The sequence below is a fragment of the Enterobacter sp. ku-bf2 genome (genome assembly GCF_001742765.1).
GTDB lineage: Bacteria > Pseudomonadota > Gammaproteobacteria > Enterobacterales > Enterobacteriaceae > Enterobacter > Enterobacter quasiroggenkampii.
On record NZ_MDVW01000007.1, the window covers coordinates 34,717 to 52,799 of the forward strand.

An 18,083-nucleotide genomic window follows, 5' to 3' on the forward strand; every position below is an offset into this window, starting at 1 on the left:
CTTAGCGTAATCGTGCGCGCATGTTACGCCAGCTATAACTGTGGCGTCAACACGCAACGGAACGCTGAAGGGCATTAATTGACCTTCACTGTATAAGGCTAGCAGATTATTGCAAAATAATGATATTTTTCTGAATGTTAGACTGTTTCCAGCTTCGCGTAGGCTGCCACCAGCCATTTGATCCCCTGCCCCTGGAACGCCACCTGCAGGCGGCTGTGCTCGCCGCTGCCTTCCAGATTCACAATGGTACCTTCGCCAAACTTCGAATGGCGCACGCGCTGGCCCAGCTTGTAGCCGGTGTCGGTTTCCGCAATCGGCGAGCCCATGCGCTGATGGCTGACCGGACGACTGATGCTCGCCCGCAGACGTACCTCCTCCACGCACTCTTCCGGCAGTTCACCGATAAAGCGCGACGGACGGTGATAGACCTCTTTACCGTACAGACGGCGGGTTTCGGCGTAGGTTAGCGTTAGCTTTTGCATCGCACGCGTCACACCCACGTAGGCCAGACGACGCTCCTCTTCCAGACGCCCGCCTTCATCCAGCGACATCTGGCTCGGGAACATCCCCTCTTCCATGCCGACGATAAACACCTGCGGGAATTCGAGGCCTTTGGCAGAGTGCAGGGTCATGAGCTGAACCGCATCCTGCCAGGTATCCGCCTGCCCTTCCCCCGCTTCCAGCGCGGCGTGAGAGAGGAACGCCTGCAGCGGCATCAGGTCTTCGTCTTCTTCGTTGTAGCTGAACTGGCGCGTTGCCGTGACCAGTTCCTCTAAGTTCTCAATACGGGTCTGGCCCTTCTCGCCTTTTTCCTGCTCGTACATGGTGCGCAGGCCCGAGTCTTTAATCACCCGGTCGGTCTGCACGTGCAGCGGCATGTCGGCGGTTTCCTGCGCCAGGGCGTCAATCAGCTCAAGGAAGCGCTGCAGGGCGCTGGCCGCGCGTCCGGCAAGGGCCTTTTCCTGCAGCAGCTCGCGGCACGCCTGCCACAGCGTCAGCTGGCGGTCGCGCGAGGCCTGACGCACCACGTCCAGCGTACGGTCGCCAATCCCGCGGGTTGGGGTGTTCACCACGCGTTCAAACGCCGCGTCGTCGTTACGGTTGGCAATCAGACGCAGATACGAGAGCGCATCTTTGATTTCCTGACGTTCGAAGAAGCGCATGCCGCCGTAAATGCGGTACGGCATGCTCACCTGCAGCAGCGCCTCTTCCAGCACGCGCGACTGGGCGTTGCTGCGATAGAGAATGGCGCACTGCTCCAGCGCGCCGCCGTTGTCCTGCCAGGTTTTGATGCGGTTGACCACGAAGCGCGCTTCGTCGAGTTCGTTAAACGCGCAGTAAATCGAAATCGGTTCGCCATCGACGCCGTCGGTCCACAGCTTTTTACCCAAACGCCCGTTGTTGTTCTCAATCAGGGCGTTGGCCGCGCTCAGAATGTTGCTGGTTGAGCGGTAGTTCTGCTCCAGACGGATGGTTTGCGCGCCGGGGAAATCGTTGAGGAAGCGCTGGATGTTCTCCACCTGCGCCCCGCGCCAGCCGTAGATCGACTGGTCGTCATCGCCCACGATCATCACCTTGCCGGTATCACCGGCCAGCAGACGGATCCATGCGTACTGGATATTGTTGGTATCCTGGAATTCGTCCACCAGGATATTGGTAAAGCGTTCACGGTAGTGCTGCAGAATGTGCGGCTTGTTGAGCCACAGCTCGTGGGCGCGCAGCAGCAGCTCGGCAAAATCCACCAGACCGGCGCGATCGCACGCTTCCTGATAGGCCTTGTAGACGTTCTGCCAGGTCTGCTCGACCGGGTTGCCGAAGCTCTGAATGTGGTGCGGACGCAGCCCTTCGTCTTTCTGGCCGTTGATGTACCACATCGCCTGACGCGGCGGCCACTGCTTCTCATCGAGGTTCATCGCCTTGATCAGGCGCTTCAGCAGACGGAGCTGGTCTTCGCTGTCGAGGATCTGGAAATCCTGCGGCAGGTTGGCGTCCATGTGGTGCGCACGCAGCAGGCGATGCGCCAGACCGTGGAAGGTACCGACCCACATGCCGCCCTGGCTGGTGCCCATCAGCTGCGCGATGCGGTGGCGCATCTCCGCCGCCGCCTTGTTAGTGAACGTGACCGCCATGATGGAGTACGGCGAGCAGTTTTCCACGCTCTGCAGCCAGGCGATACGGTGAACCAGCACGCGCGTCTTACCACTGCCCGCTCCAGCCAGCACCAGCAGGTTGGTGCGCGAGGCGGCAACCGCGTCACGCTGTTTGTCATTAAGGCTGTCGAGCAGGTAAGAAACGTCCATTGGCACCGTCACATAGTATTCAGGAACAGAGCAAAACGCCCGGTGGCGCTTCGCTTACCGGGCCTACAACAGCAAAACCCTGGTAATTTATACAATATTACTGGTGATTATATCAGCGTCGTGAGGGATGCCAACCGCGAAATTTCCACGTGCGGCAGAAGACGGCTATCGGAGGCGATCATCAGGTCAGCGTTTTCCGGCTTGATCCAGCAGGCCTGCATGCCGCAGCGGATAGCGCCCGCCACGTCTGTGGTCAGGTCATCCCCCACGTGCAGGATCTCACCCAGCGGCAGGTTAAGCTTATCTGCCGCCAGATGGTACATGTCACTGAATGGCTTCGCGCGCCCGTGAGGACCCGCACGCAGCACGAATTCAAAGTAATCGCTCAGGCCAAACAGCTCCGGCTGGGCATTGCCGTTGGTGATGGCCACCAGCGGCCACTTTTCGGCAAGCTTCGCCAGCGTGTCGTGGGTTTCCTGCGGCACGTCGATACGGCTGCGCCATTTGGCGAAGTTTTCCATGGCCGCTTCTGCCCCAATGGCGGCATCCTGCGCGCTCAGGCCCACATTCAGCATCGCCTGCTCAACCGCGCGACGACGCCATTCGGTCACGTCGTGGTAAATGTCCGGCTCGGTCTCCCGCAGGGACTGGCGCAGCTTCTGGAAATCCTTGTTCTGTATCGCCTTCAGCGCGGGATGGTAGTTCTGCACAAACGCCAGAGACTCCTGCTCGGTACGCAGGATCACCTCGCGGTTGTCATAAAGAGTGTCATCAAGGTCAAACGTCAGGGCTGAGATCTGACCGAGTGGGCGGTAAAAACGCATTATTTCCCCCGTTTGGCGCGTGGATGCGCCGCGTCATACACCGAGGCAAGGTGTTGGAAGTCTAAGTGGGTATAAATTTGTGTGGTCGACAGGTTCGCATGGCCAAGCAGTTCCTGCACGCCGCGCAGATCGCCGCTCGACTCAAGCATGTGTGTTGCAAAGGAGTGGCGCAGCTTGTGCGGATGCACGTGGCTGTTTAGACCCTGCTTAATGCCCCACTCCGCAAAGCGCTTCTGCACGTTACGCGCCGAGATCCGCTTGCCGAGTTTCGTCAGGAACAGCGCATCTTCGTCGGAGCCAAACAGCCCGCGCAGGTCAAGCCAGTGCTCAATCCAGGAGACCGCATTGCGGCCAATCGGCAGGCGGCGCTCTTTGCTGCCCTTACCCATTACCCACACTTCGCCCGATTCCAGATCGAGATGCTTGAGATCAAGATTAACGAGTTCAGACAGACGCAGCCCGGCTCCGTACATCACCTCCAGCATCGCGCGGTCGCGCACGGCCAGCGGATCGTTCAGATCGATATCCAGCAGGCGGTTTACGTCGTCAACGTCAATATTTTTAGGCAGATGGCGCGGCGCCTTCGGCGTGGCGATCCCTTTTGCCGGGTTGGCTTTTAAGCCCCCCTGGCTGACCAGCCAGTCGAAGAAGCTGCGCAGCGCTGAGAGCCTGAGCGCCAGGCTCGCCGGGCTGAGGTTTTTTTTACGGCTACGCACAACAAACCCGCGTACCGTCGCAGCATCACATTGTTGCCAGCTTTTCAGGCCAATTTCGTCGGCGATCTGTATGATGGCATCAAGCTGACGCTGATAGTTAAGCAGCGTAATGGGGCTAAGCTGACGCTCCACGCCGAGATAGCGCAGAAAACGCGAGACGTCAGTGGCGAGCAGTCCGTCCGTCATACGCGCTCAATCCAGCGCTCCAGCAGCTCAGGCAGCATCAGGGCGATCTCCTGCAGCAGGTGCGTGGCTTGCCCTTGCTCATAGTGATGCGCGTCGCGGCTGGTAAATAAGATGACGCCCAGATCGCCATCGCGCCCCATCAGCGACATCGCCACCGATCCAATCGCTTTGGCCTCTGGCAACACCACCAGCAGCTCAGGCCCGTTAAGCGGCCCCAGATAGTGGTGCTCATGGCCCAGACGCTGTATGCGCAGCGGCTCAAACGCCTGACGGCTCAGTGCCAGATGGGTAAATCCCGACGGCGCGCCGATGCGCCAGCGGTCAGGGAAAAGACGAATCGTTGCGCCCGCCAGCCCCAGCTCGCGCGCCCAGCGATGGAAGCGGCTGAGGAACTCGTCAAGGCTGTGCGCCGACGCCAGACGCGCCTGCAGATGCAGCAGACGATAGAACAGGCTTTCGTTGGTGCTGGCCTGCTCCATCAGCAGCGTCATGTTCTCTTCGAGCTGGTTGATATGGTTGCGCGCGCGCGCCATGTGCCATTCCACCAGCGACACGGTCCCGCGAACCGGATGCGGCACGCGCATCTCTTCGACGACGCGTGCATTGCGAATAAAAAACTCAGGATTGCGCAGCAGATAATCAACAACAGCTCTGTCGTCCAGTTCCGTCACTGTTTCCTGCAGTTCTTCCCCTGGTTGTTTCATAGATGGATAAACCCGTCATAGACATGTGCCGCCGGGCCAGTCATATACAGTGGATGACCCGGTCCTTTCCAGGCGATATCAAGCCGACCGCCCGGTAATTCCACGCGAACCTCTTCTGCCAGTAACCCCTGGGAGATGCCCACGGCCACTGCCGCACAGGCTCCGCTTCCGCAGGCCTGCGTCTCGCCCGCGCCGCGCTCATAAACCCGCAGACGAATGTGCTCGCGCTTCACTACCTGCATAAAACCGATGTTCGCGCGCTCCGGGAAACGTTCGTGGCTTTCCAGCACCGGGCCGAGCGTTTCGACCGCCGCGGTTTCCACATCATCAACCTGAATCACGCAGTGTGGGTTACCCATTGAGACGACGCCGCACAATACTGTCTGCTCGGCCGCCCGCATAATATAGGTCTTTTCCGCTTTGTTTGCGCGAAACGGCACGACGGAGGGCTCGAAGTTAGGTTCGCCCATGTTCACGCGCACCAGTTCATCATCGGTGACGCTAAGCACCATGCGACCATTGGCCGTGCTGACGCGAATATCACGTTTGTTGGTCAGCCCTTTCAGACGGACAAAGCGGGCGAAACAGCGCGCGCCATTGCCGCACTGGTTCACTTCGCTGCCGTCTGCGTTAAAAATACGGTAGTGGAAATCGAGGTCGGGATCGTACGGCGGCTCAACCACCAGCAGCTGATCGAACCCCACGCCCAGATGCCGATCCGCCAGACGACGGATCAGTTCCGGGGAGAAAAACACATTCTGCGTTACCGCGTCGACGACCATAAAATCGTTGCCAAGGCCATGCATTTTAGAGAACTGCATCATTTGCTCCATTGCGCGGGTACAGAACGTTGTCGTCAGAGATTAACCTGAGTCGGGCCGCCGTTGTCGCCACGGTCGTTAGTGTTTGGCGTGGAAGACTCAATGCCGCTGTTAACCGGTTTCGTCGGCGGCGGTGCGGTTTTATCCGCAGGCGGAAAGTACAGTGGTCCCTTCAGTCCGCAGCCAGTCAGGCTAAACAGCGTGATGAGAACGGCAAGCGTTCGGAAAGCGTTTTTCATTATAAAGTTGCCCGTAAGTTCAAATCTGTTTCTATCATCGCAGGAGAAGACACAAAAGCAAGAGTTTGCCGCTTTCCTGCAACGGGAATTATTTAGGGTTATACTGCCGGCATCACGAAAAACAGGAACAAAACCATGAACGACAGTGAATTCCATCGCCTTGCCGACAACCTGTGGATGACCATCGAAGAGCGTATTGATGACTGGGACGGCGACAGCGATATCGATTGTGAAATCAACGGCGGTATTCTGACCCTGAGCTTCGAAAATGGCAGCAAAATTATTATTAACCGCCAGGAGCCACTTCACCAGGTCTGGCTGGCCGCTAAACAGGGCGGCTATCATTTCGATCTGAAAGACGGGGAATGGGTTTGCGACCGCAGCGGCGTGCCGTTCTGGGATCTGCTGGAACAGGCCGCGACTGCACAGGCGGGTGAGGCGGTGAGTTTCAGGTAGTTTTGTCGCCCGGCAACAGCGACTCGAACCGTAGGCCGGGTAAGCGTAAGCGCCACCCGGCGAAAAGGCTCAGGAGAAATACTGCTGCAACAGCGGCGCGGTGTCCTGATTGGCAGGCGCGGCAGGCGTGACGGCCTGGGTGCGGAACGGAATCACCTGCGTACGACCGTCGACGTTCACAATCTGGTAGAACTGCGGCAGGTTAAAGTTGATAAAGCTTGAGCCGTAGGTAAAGCGGTCATGCGAAGAGGAGTAGAAGCGGCTGACGTCGCGCACCAGCTCCTCTTTACTGCCTTCACAGTGGTGATACACCTCGGCGCGGTTGGTCTCATCCAGAATGTAGATGTTAAACCCGGCGTTATCACCCGACTCTTCAAAGAAGAACTGAATAATCCCTTCACTGGCAAAGCCGTCCACCACCTGCGGAAGCTTAACGTGGTTGGTTTCCACCTGCACCGACAGGCCATGCAGCTTGTTATGCGAAATCGCGCCGTAGAATTCGATGGCGTTTTCCAGCTTCTGTACCGACACGTTGAGGCGTTCAAAGAACAGGCCCCAGGTCTGACCGGAGACGCGCAGCGCCTTAAAGCGCCCGGTTTCCTGACGGGTACTGGAGAGACGCAGTTCGATACATTCCGAGACCAGCTGCTGCACGCGGGTACGAATCAATCCACGCAGGTGCTGGCTGTAGCAGAACACTTCCACGCTGTCCGGCGGCGCGGCATCCTGGTGCATCTTGCCGAGAATGGTTTTCAGCGCCTCGATCATCGCCTGCTCGCCGTTGAAGTGCAGGGTACGCACTTCGTTCCACGAGTTGCGGTAGAGCAGGTCCACGCTGCCGACCAGGCAGTTTTGCTGCTCGCCAAAGCTAAAGACGTCCAGCTTGCGGAAGTCAAAATGGACCACCTGATTGCGGAAGGCCGCCGTCGGGTCATATTCCAGGTTGACGATGATCGCCAGATGGCGAATCTCGCACGGGCTGTAGAGGGCTTTTGGCGTCGGCGCAGGCAAACGCAGCGGGAAGTGGTGCGACACATCCGCGACCATCTCCTGCAACTTAGCGAGATCGACCACCTCATTGCCTTTGATAAACAGGCGCGTGCGCGAGGTCAGCAGGCCGTTAAACCAGGCCCAGGCCACCAGCTTGTTCAGATAGCGGTTATATTCCAGCGGCTGATGGCTGATGATGGAATCCATGCTTGGCGCACGGTTATACAGATACCACCCGGTGCGGTTCGCACGGCCCGGCGGCACGTAGATAAAGGTCAGGTTCGGTTCTGACAGGTCAGGCGAAATCTGCGGGTTAACCAGCGTGACTTTACCCGGCAGCGCTTCAAACGCGGCGTACAGCTTACGGGTCAACACCCCGATGTCCTGCGGACTGGCGGAAACGCTGAGGTTGTTACGGCGCGCAAAGCGGATCAGGTTACGGTAGCTTTGCATCATCGCATCGAGCAGTTCGTTGTGTGCTTCACGCACCTGATCGATTTTCCAGTTGGCCCGGTTGTCGAGCATGGACAGACGCGCTTCGTCCCATCCCCACTCTTTGACTAACTGACTGACCACTTCACGACGCCAGCCCACGCAGGCGCGCTCGCGGCTCAACTTCTCACAGACTTTGAGATAGAAACATCGACGCACCAGGTCAAGACGCGTGGTGTCATCAATGGCTTTCAGGTATTCGGTCACGCGTTCCAGCATCATGCAGTAGGCGTCGAGCCCGAAGGAGACGATTTCCCCGTCGTGCAGGCGCTGCTTGATGTCTTTCGCCAGCAGGCGCGGCGTCGGGTATTCCCAGGAATAGGCTTCAAGCAGCAGCGTTTTGAGCACCGCTTTGTACGGCGAGTCGATACTCTTATAGAGCTGCCAGAGGCTTGCGCCGAAGTACTCTTCCGCAGACAGAGAGCTGAGACCGCCGAGGTCCAGCCATTCGTTTGGCGTCAGTACGCCCTGCGCATAAAGCGACATGACGTAGTCATCGTAATGCTCTTCCTCTTCACACGGGACCATATTCCACAGAATACGCTTCCCGGCCAGACGCACAGCAGTACGGTAGAATTCATCCAGCAACAGGATGTGCTGGGTCGAGCCGCAGTCCTCACCACCCAAACTGCCGCTTTCGTTATGGCGGAAACGGTTTTCATCAATCAGGAAGAAGCTCACTTCCACACCGAGCGATGCCGCCCAGCTCTCCAGCAGGCTGCATTTACGCTGCAGCAGCTGACGCTCTTCGTTATCGAGCCAGGACTGATGGCAGACCCAGATGTCCAGGTCCGAAGAACAGCTTTGCCCTACCGATGAGGTGCTCCCCATTGAGTAAACACCTGTAATCGGCAGTTCACCTTTTGGGGACTCCTGCGGCGGCATGCCACGGTAGAGTTCCAGCTCGTTCAAATAATGCTGTTGGGTTTCATCAGGCGTGAAAAGGCAAATGCCCTGGGGAACGTTACCATCAAGGTAGCCAGGCATCAGCGGGTGGTGATAGTGCAATAATGTCGGCAGCAGACTGTATACCTGCTGGAAAGCAGGGCCCATAGCAGCAAGCGCGCGATCCACACGCAGTTGATTTATGGCATCCAGTCTCTGTTTCAGAGTCTCAATATAGAGGTACAAGACGTATCGCCTGATGTTTCCGGGTGTCGCAGCTATTCAAAACACGAGTAACAGCGGACCCGCAGTATTTCAAAAAGATAACCGTTACCCTTTTTCGCCCTTATCATTTTTAGTGGTACCGACGAAAAAATGGTCTAAAACGTGATCAATTTAACACCTTGCCGATTGACCGTAAAGAAAGATGCGCTACATACAAGTGTAGCACCGTTCTGTACGTGTAAATTCCTGAATACGGCTATGGCTGACGAATACGCCGCCTTGTCCCTCTCGCGCTTCATCAACCGTAAAACTGCCATCCCAGAGTCAACAATGTTAGGATGGTTAGCGATTGATAATGACGGTAACAAGCATGTTAGACAATGTTTTGAGAATTGCCACACGCCAAAGCCCTCTCGCGCTCTGGCAGGCACATTATGTGAAGCAGCGCCTGGAAGCCTGCCACAGCGGATTGCGCGTCGAGCTGGTGCCGATGGTCACGCGCGGTGACGTGATCCTCGATACGCCGCTGGCGAAAGTGGGCGGTAAGGGCCTGTTCGTCAAAGAACTGGAACTGGCATTGCTTGAGAACCGCGCCGATATCGCCGTACATTCGATGAAAGACGTGCCCGTCGAGTTCCCGGAGGGGCTGGGGCTGGTGACCATCTGCGAGCGCGAAGATCCGCGCGATGCGTTTGTCTCTAACCGCTATGACTCGCTCGACGCTCTGCCAGCGGGTAGCGTGGTTGGCACGTCCAGTTTACGCCGTCAGTGTCAGCTGGCGGAGCGTCGTCCCGATCTGATCATTCGCTCGCTGCGCGGTAACGTCGGCACGCGTCTGGGCAAGCTGGATAACGGCGATTACGATGCCATTATTCTCGCCGTTGCCGGCCTGAAGCGTCTGGGGCTGGAGGAACGTATTCGCGTGGCGCTGCCGCCAGAGCTGTCGCTGCCGGCTGTTGGTCAGGGTGCTGTCGGCATCGAGTGCCGTCTGGACGATGCACGTACCCGCGCGCTGCTTGCTCCACTGAATCATGACGAAACCGCTATCCGCGTAAAAGCGGAGCGGGCGATGAATACCCGCCTCGAAGGCGGGTGCCAGGTTCCGATTGGCAGCTATGCTGAATTGACGAATGGCGAACTGTGGCTGCGCGCGCTGGTAGGCGCCCCGGACGGTTCGCAGATGGTGCGCGGCGAACGTCGCGGAAAAGCGCAAGATGCCGAGCAGCTTGGCGTGTCGCTGGCGGAAGAATTGCTGGATAACGGCGCCCGCGAGATTCTGGCTGACGTTTACAATGGAGAACCCCCTGCATGAGTATTCTCGTCACCCGCCCTTCTCCCGCAGGAGAGCAGTTAGTGAGCCGTCTGCGCACACTGGGGCAGGTGGCCTGGAGTTTTCCGCTCATTGAATTCTCCCCCGGTCGCGAGCTCTCTGCGCTCGCCGACCAGATGAATACCCTTCAGGACGGTGACCTGCTGTTTGCGCTGTCGCAGCATGCCGTGGAATTTGCCCACGCACAGCTGCAGCAGCAGGGACAGGCCTGGCCAACCGCCCCCCGCTATTTCGCGATTGGCCGTACCACGGCACTGGCACTGCATACCGTAAGCAGCGCGGACGTTCGTTACCCGTTAGATCGGGAAATCAGTGAAGTCTTGCTACAATTACCTGAATTACAAACTGTTGCCGACAAGCGTGCGCTCATTTTGCGCGGCAATGGGGGCCGCGAGCTGCTGGGCGAAACGCTGCGTGAACGTGGTGCGAACGTGACGTTCGTTGAGTGCTATCAGCGCTGTGCAAAACACTATGATGGTGCGGAAGAGGCGATGCGCTGGCACGCGCGAGGCATCAATACGCTGGTGGTCACCAGCGGTGAAATGTTACAACAGCTTTGGACGCTGATACCGCTTTGGTATCGCGAAAACTGGTTACTCCGCTGTCGGCTTCTGGTCGTCAGTGAGCGTCTGGCGAACCAGGCCCGGGAACTGGGCTGGCAGGATATTCGGATCGCTGATAACGCCGACAACGATGCGCTGCTGCGCGCATTACAATAACTCTCAAATGGGAAGCCATAATGACGGAACACGACAAATCCTCCGCCGTGGTTGAAGAGACCAGGGAGACTGTGGAGACGACGCCACAGCCAGAGACGACTGAGAAAACCGCTGAGAAGAAAAACGGCAGCAACAAAACAAGCCTCACGCTGAGCGCGATTGCCATCGCCATTGCGCTGGCAGCGGGGGTTGGCCTGTACGGGCTGGTGAAGCAACAGAGCGCTAACCAGACGTCTACCAGCGACGCGCTGGTGAATCAGCTCACTGCCCTGCAAAAAGAGCAGGAGACGCAGAAAACCGAGCTGGAAGCCGTGATTAAGCAGCAGGCCGCGGCGCTCGCCGAAGCGAACAGCAAACAGGAAGAGTTGACCAAACAGCTGGGTGAAGTACAGCAGAAAGTCGCCACCATTTCCGGTACCGATGCCAAAACCTGGCTGCTCTCGCAGGCTGACTTCCTGGTGAAGCTCGCCGGACGTAAGCTCTGGAGCGATCAGGACGTCACCACCGCTGCCGCGCTGCTGAAAAGCGCCGATGCAAGCCTGGCGGACATGAACGACCCAAGCCTTATTACCGCCCGTCGCGCGATTACCGAAGACATCGCCAGCCTCTCCGCCGTTTCGCAGGTGGATTACGACGGCATTATCCTTAAAGTGAATCAGCTGTCGAATCAGATTGATAACCTTCAGCTGGCGGATAATAACGACGACGACTCCCCGATGGATTCCGACGGTACCGAGCTTTCGAGCTCCCTGAGCGAATGGCGCATTAACCTGCAAAAAAGCTGGCAGAACTTTATGGACAGCTTTATCACTGTCCGCCGTCGCGACGAAACTGCCGTACCGCTGCTCGCCCCGAACCAGGACATCTATCTGCGCGAGAACATTCGTTCCCGCCTGCTGGTCGCTGCCCAGGCCGTGCCGCGTCATCAGGAAGAGACCTACAAACAGGCGCTGGATAACGTCTCAACGTGGGTACGCGCCTACTACAACACCGATGATGCGACGACCACCGCCTTCCTCGAAGACATTGATAAGCTCAGCCAGCAGAACATCACCATGAACGTGCCGGATAAGCTGGCCAGCCAGCCGATTCTGGAGAAACTGATGCAGACGCGCGTACGTAACCTGCTGGCACAGCCGGGCGTACCGGCTGAGCAGACGAGCGGAGCAGCACCTGCTCCGGCTCCTGCGCCTGAAAGCGCACCGCAGGGAGAGTAATGATGCTAAAAGTCCTCTTACTCTTCATCCTGCTGATCGCCGGGATCGTCCTGGGGCCTATGCTTGCGGGTCATCAGGGTTACGTCCTGATCCAGACCGATAACTACAACATTGAAACCAGCGTAACGGGTCTGACGATCATTCTGATCCTCGGCATGGTGGTGCTGTTTGCGATCGAGTGGATCCTGCGCCGTATTTTCCGTACCGGTGCGCATACCCGCGGCTGGTTCGTTGGCCGTAAGCGCCGCCGCGCCCGTAAACAGACCGAGCAGGCGCTGCTTAAGCTCGCAGAGGGTGATTATCAGCAGGTAGAAAAGCTGATGTCGAAAAACGCCGACCACGCCGAACAGCCGGTGGTGAACTATCTGCTGGCGGCCGAAGCAGCGCAGCAGCGCGGTGACGAAGCCCGCGCTAATCAGCACCTGGAGCGAGCGGCTGAGCTGGCTCACGGCGACCCGATTCCAGTGGAAATCACGCGCGTTCGTCTGCAGCTGGCACGCAATGAGAATCACGCGGCTCGCCACGGCATCGACCGTCTGCTGGAAGTCGCGCCGCGTCATCCGGAAGTGCTGCGTCTTGCCGAGCAGGCCTATATTCGTACCGGCGCCTGGGGCTCACTGCTGGACATCATTCCATCGATGGCGAAGGCCGAGGTGGGCGACGATGAACATCGTGACGAGCTTCAGCGTCTGGCGTGGATAGGCCTGATGGATCAGGCGCGCGCTGACCTGGGCAGCGACGGTCTGAAAACATGGTGGAAGAATCAGAGCCGTAAAACACGCCAACAGGTTCCTCTGCAGGTGGCGATGGCGGAACATCTCATCGAGTGTGACGATCACGACACGGCTCAAGAGATCCTCCTCGACGGTCTGAAGCGCCAGTACGACGATCGTCTGGTGATGGTGATCCCGCGCCTGAAAACCAACAATCCTGAGCAAATCGAAAAAGTGCTGCGCCAGCAGATTAAAACCGTTGGCGATCGCCCGCTGCTATGGAGCACGCTCGGTCAGTCGTTGATGAAGCACGGCGAATGGCAGGAGGCGAGCCTCGCCTTCCGCGCCGCACTCAAGCAGCGTCCGGATGCCTTCGACTACGCATGGCTTGCCGATACGCTGGACAAGCAGCATAAGCCGGAAGAGGCGGCCGCCATGCGCCGTGATGGGCTGTTGCTGACGCTGCAAAATAACGGTACGCAGCAGTAATTCATCAGGAGGCCAGATGGCCTCCTTTTTTTATCGCCTTTCTCCTGCTACATTCTTTACACCCGCATCTGCAAACGAACCCGCCAATGTAACGATGTCTTTTCATTAACTTTTTTTCACACATGCGCACTTGCTGCAGCGTGGACTAAATCGTTTTTGAAAGGAAATCGTCATGAACTCACTTTTATATGCGCTTATTGAAGCGCTGCGCCGCCACCGCTGGCTGCGCCTGCTTGCCTGTGCTTTTATCTTTTCTTCGCTGGGGAATGGCTTAACCCAGGTTGTGGTCTTCGGCTTGCTGTTAGCGTGGTCAGCTCCGCCCGCTCTGCTTACCCTTGCTTTTCTTTTCGCGACGGTACCAGGATTTATCGGCAGTACGATCGGCGAAAAGCTATGCTCACGCTGGTCTCCGATATCCCTGCTGATACTGACCGAAGGGCTGGGCCTGCTCGCCCTGCTCTTTCCCCTGCTTGGTGTGGGTTATCACAGCGTTGCCGCATTACTCGCCGTACAATCCACAGAAGCGCTGCTCAGCGGGATGAGCTGGCCCGCGCTGACGTTGCTCTTTAAGCGCGGACTTAGCGAAGCAGAGCTGCCTGCTGCGACCTGTCTGGAAAATGTGATTTTTGCTTCGCAGGTATTGTTAGGGACTGGCCTGGGCGTGGTGCTGTTCCAGAAGACGTCCGTGTTTACCCTGCTGGCCATTGATGCCGCCAGCTTTCTCGGGTCACTGCTCATGCTATGGCTGGCTGGACGCCGGTTTTCTGCGCCATCACTCCCGTCCTCCGGGGAAGAGGAAGCCCCTGCGGCATTACGCTGGCGGACGTTGACCGTTCGGCAGAAACGCAGTCTGCTCCTGCTGCCGTCGCTGGCGGCCGTCGGCTCACCGGCTATGGCGCTGCTTCCGGCGCTGGCACAGCAAATCCATCCTCAGGATGCCGCGGGCCTTGCTCTGCCGCTGCTTTTCGCAAGAAGCATGGGTCAGCTTTGCGGTCCTATGCTGCTAAAGAAAGAGAGCCTGACGCGTTTTGCCGCTCACACGCCGCGCATCATCGTTTGTCTCGGCATCTTTCTGGCCGCTTATGGAACGCTACCGTTGTTGTCCGGATGGATGGCATGTGCACTGGGGGCGATTTTTATCGCACATCTGGCCTCGAATATTCTCTTCGCTGCCGGGACGTTTGGCGTACTCAGTAGTTTTCATCTCACGCAAACCGCTTCAGCCAGTGGGAAAGCCTGGCGCTGGCAAACGCTCAGCGCCTCTCTTTTCACCGGCATCGCTGCGGCAGTGGCTGCCGGGTTTGGCTCAGTAACGGCACTCTATGCCGTCTCGTCAGCGGCCCTGGTGCTGGTTGCCCTGATCGTACGTCGGTATCAGGAATAAGGCATAAAAAAACGCCTGCTATAAAAGCAGGCGTTAAAACAGGTCTGTAAGACAACATATTTGGTGCTTCACTCAACGTTATGTCCATGGTGTCTGATGAGGCCGAAGCGACATCTGTCAGTGGACGATAAGCACCGTAAATGGCTCTGCGTCATTCCTGAGTTTATGAGGCACGAAGGCGAACATAAGAGATGGAATGAGCATCTACACGCATATTATTGCACGTAACGTGCCAGGTTCGCACCCAAAACGTTTACATGACGCAACATTTTAAGATAAAAGGAAATTATGCTGTTAAGCGCCGTCTTAAGCCCCACAATGTATCGGTAAGGACAGAATTCTGTCGCCAGGAGGAGACAGCAAAATGGAAGTATGAGTAATTCTTTTATTTTCAATGCATTGTATGTCGCTGAATCGCGACAATGAAACCGGACGCTGTCGGGGAATCACTACAGGGATGAAAATGGCAGAAAACAAAAAACCCCGCCGAAGCGGGGTTCAAAATTGGTCGGCGAGAGAGGATTCGAACCTCCGACCCACTGGTCCCAAACCAGTTGCGCTACCAAGCTGCGCTACTCGCCGATGTACTGCTTTTTTGAATTTTTAGTTCAATTCATTTAAAAAGTCGTGGTGCGAGGGGGGGGACTCGAACCCCCACATCCTAAGGACACTAACACCTGAAGCTAGCGCGTCTACCAATTCCGCCACCTTCGCAATTCACAACTCTTTCAATAATGGGGTGGCTAATGGGATTCGAACCCACGACAACTGGAATCACAATCCAGGGCTCTACCAACTGAGCTATAGCCACCACTGTATTCTTTCACGCGGTACTGACTACTTCTCAGACCACCGCAGCTCTAGCGCCGGGACTAAAATGGCGCGCCCGACAGGATTCGAACCTGAGACCTCTGCCTCCGGAGGGCAGCGCTCTATCCAGCTGAGCTACGGGCGCTTAGCGCCGTTGCGGGGCTGGATATTACGTACCTCCGTCCCCGCTGTCTAGTGCTTTTTTGAAAAAAATGCGCGTTTGGTTATGGTTTGCACATTTTGCCGCTTATTCCTCCACTTTCTGCGTGGTGGCACGGCGACCCAGGCCAAAAAGCTTATAGGCAGCCGTCACGGCGGCCAGGAAGATCACCCCGACAAACAGCGACATGCGGGTATCTTCATTAAAGTACATTCCGATTAATACGCAAATCAGGAACGCCATCGTCAAATAGTTCGCATAGGGGAACAGAATTGAACGGAACGGATGGCTTTCAATCGCCTTTTTATGCGCATGACGGAAACGCAGCTGGCTGATGAGAATAACAAACCACGGCACCATGCCCGGCAGGACGCTGGCGCTGTAGACGTAAACGAACACCCGCTGCGGATTAGGAATGATGTAATTCAGGCAAGACCCAATCAGCAGGATTGCAATGGAGACCGCCACGCCCGCCACCGGCACCCCGGCACGTGAAACTTTACTCATTGCCGCAGGCAGCTGGTTATTCTTCGAGAGCGCATAGAGCATACGCCCACAGCTGTACATCCCGCTGTTACAGCCTGACAACGCGGCCGTCAGGACCACAAAGTTGATGATACCCGCCGCCGCCGTGATACCAATTTTGGCGAAGGTTAAAACAAACGGGCTGCCCGTCGAGCCTATTTCGTTCCACGGGAAGATGGTCACGATAACGAAGATGGCGCCCACATAGAAAATCAGGATGCGCCACAGCACTTTGCCCACCGCGCTACGCAGCGTGACCTGTGGATTTTTCGCTTCACCGGCGGTAATACCGATCAGCTCTACGCCCTGGTACGACGCTACAACGATACACAGCGCCGTCAGGAAGCCCTTCCAGCCGCCGGCAAAGAAGCCGCCGTTTTCGGTCAGGTTACCAAAGCCGATAGCATGTCCACCGTTGCCAAAGCCGAAGAAAATCACGCCCAGGCCGACGACAATCATCACGATGATGGTGGTGACTTTGATCATCGCAAACCAGAACTCGATCTCACCGTAAAGACGCACGGCGGCCAGGTTTGCCAGCGCCACCAGCCCCACGGCAATGAGCGCGGGTATCCACTGAGCCATATCCGGGAACCAGAACTGGACGTAGACCCCTATCGCGGTGATTTCTGAGATGCCCACCGCCATCCACATAAACCAGTATGACCAGGCCGTCAGGTAGCCGAAGAACGGGCTCATATAACGATGCGCGTAAACGGCGAAAGAGCCGGTTACCGGCTCCAGGAAGAGCATTTCGCCCATGGAACGCATGATGAAGAAAACAAACAGCCCGGCGATAATGTACGCCAGTAATACGGAAGGGCCTGCCCACTTGAGCGTGCTTGCGGAGCCCATAAACAGGCCCACGCCGATAGTGCCGCCCAGCGCTATCAGTTCAATATGACGAGCTTCCAGCCCACGCTGCAGCTCCGGTTTTTTCTCTGCCATAGATCCTCGATTGTGTTTGCTGTTTCCCGGCTTAAGACCGGGTATTGTTTTTTAGGGGGACTAAAATACGGAGCGAATGGTTTCTTAAAATCTGCCAAATGGCAAACGATGCATTAAAAAAATGAATGCATTGCACAGATTATCAGCAGTTTTGCAGGCGAGTTGCAGCGCGAATAGCATATCGCGCTACATTTTGATTACATTTTTCCGGTGTAATGCCAGACGAGGTAGCGAAGCAGACGGATCTGTCGTTTAATGCGTGTCGGTTGCGATAGCAGACGATACAACCACTCCAACCCAAGATATTGCCAGACCGTTGGCGCACGCTTAACGTGGCCGGTAAAGACGTCGTACGTGCCGCCGACGCCCATGTAGAGGGCATCCGGGCAGACCAGGCGGCAGTCACGCATCAGGATCTCCTGGCGCGGGGACCCCATCGCCACGGTGACAATCTTTGCCCCACTGTCACGAACGCGCTCAAACAGCGTCTGCCGATCTTCCGGTTTGAAGTAACCATCCTGGCTGCCGACAATATTAACATTCCATTGACGACGCAGTTTCTCCTCCGTCTGGGCCAGTATCTCCGGCTTCCCGCCAATCAGGAACACGGGCGTACCCTGCGCGCCTGCGCGGGCCATAAGCTGCTCCCAGAGATCGGCCCCCGCCACGCGGGAAACATTAGCGTCAGGATACTTTTTACGGATAGAGCGGACCACGCTGATCCCGTCCGCGTATTTAAATTCGGCCGCTTCAATCAGGCTTTTGACTTCCGCGTTATCCTCAACCGCCAGCATTTTTTCCGCGTTGATGGCCACCAGCGTACCGGATTTCATCTGGCCGTCGGCGAACAGAAAGTCCAGCGCGTGCTGCATGTCGCGCCAGCCAATAAGCTGCAGGCCACGTAGCGCATAGCGCGGTGCAGAAATTCTATCAGTCATTACTATCCTTAC

The 18,083-nt window shown here is 57.1% G+C and carries 15 protein-coding genes and 4 tRNA genes; 6 read left to right on the forward strand and 13 right to left on the reverse strand.

The window, feature by feature from the left end; all coding sequences use genetic code 11:
- Nucleotides 1–137: 137 nt before the first annotated feature.
- The 6 genes from uvrD to BFG58_RS11750 all read right to left on the reverse strand — a co-directional run bounded on the left by uvrD (nt 138) and on the right by BFG58_RS11750 (nt 5,790).
- Nucleotides 138–2,300, reverse strand: a complete 2,163-nt coding sequence (uvrD, locus tag BFG58_RS11725; RefSeq protein WP_023333805.1) for a DNA helicase II — start codon at nt 2,298–2,300, stop codon at nt 138–140.
- A 107-nt stretch (nt 2,301–2,407) separates the two neighbouring features.
- The gene (gene yigB / locus BFG58_RS11730; protein ID WP_045909227.1) at nt 2,408–3,124 is read right to left on the reverse strand and encodes a 5-amino-6-(5-phospho-D-ribitylamino)uracil phosphatase YigB; all 717 of its coding nucleotides are present in this window, start codon (nt 3,122–3,124) and stop codon (nt 2,408–2,410) included.
- A complete protein-coding gene (gene xerC / locus BFG58_RS11735) occupies nt 3,124–4,026 on the reverse strand; it encodes a tyrosine recombinase XerC (protein WP_069719858.1) in 903 nt (300 codons plus the stop codon). The genes yigB and xerC overlap by 1 nt, the downstream gene beginning before the upstream one ends.
- Complete coding sequence (locus BFG58_RS11740) at nt 4,023–4,730, reverse strand: DUF484 domain-containing protein (protein ID WP_032646075.1); 708 nt, start codon at nt 4,728–4,730, stop codon at nt 4,023–4,025. The genes xerC and BFG58_RS11740 overlap by 4 nt, the downstream gene beginning before the upstream one ends.
- Nucleotides 4,727–5,551 (reverse strand): diaminopimelate epimerase, encoded by an 825-nt coding sequence (gene dapF, locus BFG58_RS11745; RefSeq protein WP_008501545.1) that lies wholly within the window; start codon nt 5,549–5,551, stop codon nt 4,727–4,729. Before dapF ends, BFG58_RS11740 begins: the two co-directional genes overlap by 4 nt.
- A 35-nt stretch (nt 5,552–5,586) precedes the next feature.
- Nucleotides 5,587–5,790 (reverse strand): lipoprotein, encoded by a 204-nt coding sequence (locus BFG58_RS11750; RefSeq protein WP_032646076.1) that lies wholly within the window; start codon nt 5,788–5,790, stop codon nt 5,587–5,589.
- A gap of 135 nt (nt 5,791–5,925) precedes the next feature.
- On the opposite strand from BFG58_RS11750, the gene cyaY reads away from it, so the two are divergent.
- Nucleotides 5,926–6,246, forward strand: coding sequence for an iron donor protein CyaY (gene cyaY / locus BFG58_RS11755; protein WP_045909228.1), 321 nt, complete (start codon nt 5,926–5,928; stop codon nt 6,244–6,246).
- Nucleotides 6,247–6,315: 69 nt separating this feature from the next.
- Here cyaY and cyaA read toward each other — a convergent pair whose 3' ends face one another.
- Complete coding sequence (cyaA, locus tag BFG58_RS11760) at nt 6,316–8,859, reverse strand: class I adenylate cyclase (RefSeq protein ID WP_045909229.1); 2,544 nt, start codon at nt 8,857–8,859, stop codon at nt 6,316–6,318.
- Between the two features lie 349 nt (nt 8,860–9,208).
- On the opposite strand from cyaA, the gene hemC reads away from it, so the two are divergent.
- From hemC to BFG58_RS11785, 5 genes are all read left to right on the forward strand, one after another.
- A complete protein-coding gene (gene hemC / locus BFG58_RS11765; protein ID WP_069719859.1) occupies nt 9,209–10,150 on the forward strand; it encodes a hydroxymethylbilane synthase in 942 nt (313 codons plus the stop codon).
- The gene (gene hemD / locus BFG58_RS11770; RefSeq protein WP_069719860.1) at nt 10,147–10,887 is read left to right on the forward strand and encodes a uroporphyrinogen-III synthase; all 741 of its coding nucleotides are present in this window, start codon (nt 10,147–10,149) and stop codon (nt 10,885–10,887) included. The genes hemC and hemD overlap by 4 nt, the downstream gene beginning before the upstream one ends.
- Before the next feature lie 20 nt (nt 10,888–10,907).
- Entirely contained in the window at nt 10,908–12,104 is a 1,197-nt protein-coding gene (gene hemX, locus BFG58_RS11775) for a uroporphyrinogen-III C-methyltransferase (protein WP_045417670.1), read from the forward strand.
- A gap of 2 nt (nt 12,105–12,106) precedes the next feature.
- On the forward strand, nt 12,107–13,306 hold the full coding sequence (gene hemY / locus BFG58_RS11780; protein WP_069719867.1) for a protoheme IX biogenesis protein HemY: 1,200 nt from the start codon (nt 12,107–12,109) through the stop codon (nt 13,304–13,306).
- Nucleotides 13,307–13,478: 172 nt separating this feature from the next.
- On the forward strand, nt 13,479–14,690 hold the full coding sequence (locus BFG58_RS11785; RefSeq protein ID WP_069719861.1) for an MFS transporter: 1,212 nt from the start codon (nt 13,479–13,481) through the stop codon (nt 14,688–14,690).
- A gap of 505 nt (nt 14,691–15,195) precedes the next feature.
- On the opposite strand, the gene BFG58_RS11790 is transcribed toward BFG58_RS11785, so the two are convergent.
- From BFG58_RS11790 to wecG, 6 genes are all read right to left on the reverse strand, one after another.
- Nucleotides 15,196–15,272: transfer RNA gene (locus tag BFG58_RS11790), tRNA-Pro, on the reverse strand.
- 46 nt (nt 15,273–15,318) lie between these two features.
- Nucleotides 15,319–15,404, reverse strand: a tRNA-Leu gene (locus BFG58_RS11795).
- Nucleotides 15,405–15,425: 21 nt separating this feature from the next.
- Nucleotides 15,426–15,501 (reverse strand) — tRNA-His (locus BFG58_RS11800).
- 67 nt (nt 15,502–15,568) lie between these two features.
- A tRNA-Arg gene (locus tag BFG58_RS11805) sits at nt 15,569–15,645 on the reverse strand.
- Nucleotides 15,646–15,747: 102 nt separating this feature from the next.
- Nucleotides 15,748–17,133, reverse strand: a complete 1,386-nt coding sequence (locus BFG58_RS11810) for an amino acid permease (RefSeq protein WP_045909233.1) — start codon at nt 17,131–17,133, stop codon at nt 15,748–15,750.
- A gap of 197 nt (nt 17,134–17,330) precedes the next feature.
- Nucleotides 17,331–18,071 carry a lipopolysaccharide N-acetylmannosaminouronosyltransferase gene (gene wecG, locus BFG58_RS11815; protein WP_048226905.1) on the reverse strand — a complete coding sequence of 247 codons (741 nt, stop codon included), beginning with the start codon at nt 18,069–18,071 and terminating at the stop codon, nt 17,331–17,333.
- Between the last annotated feature and the right edge of the window lie 12 nt (nt 18,072–18,083).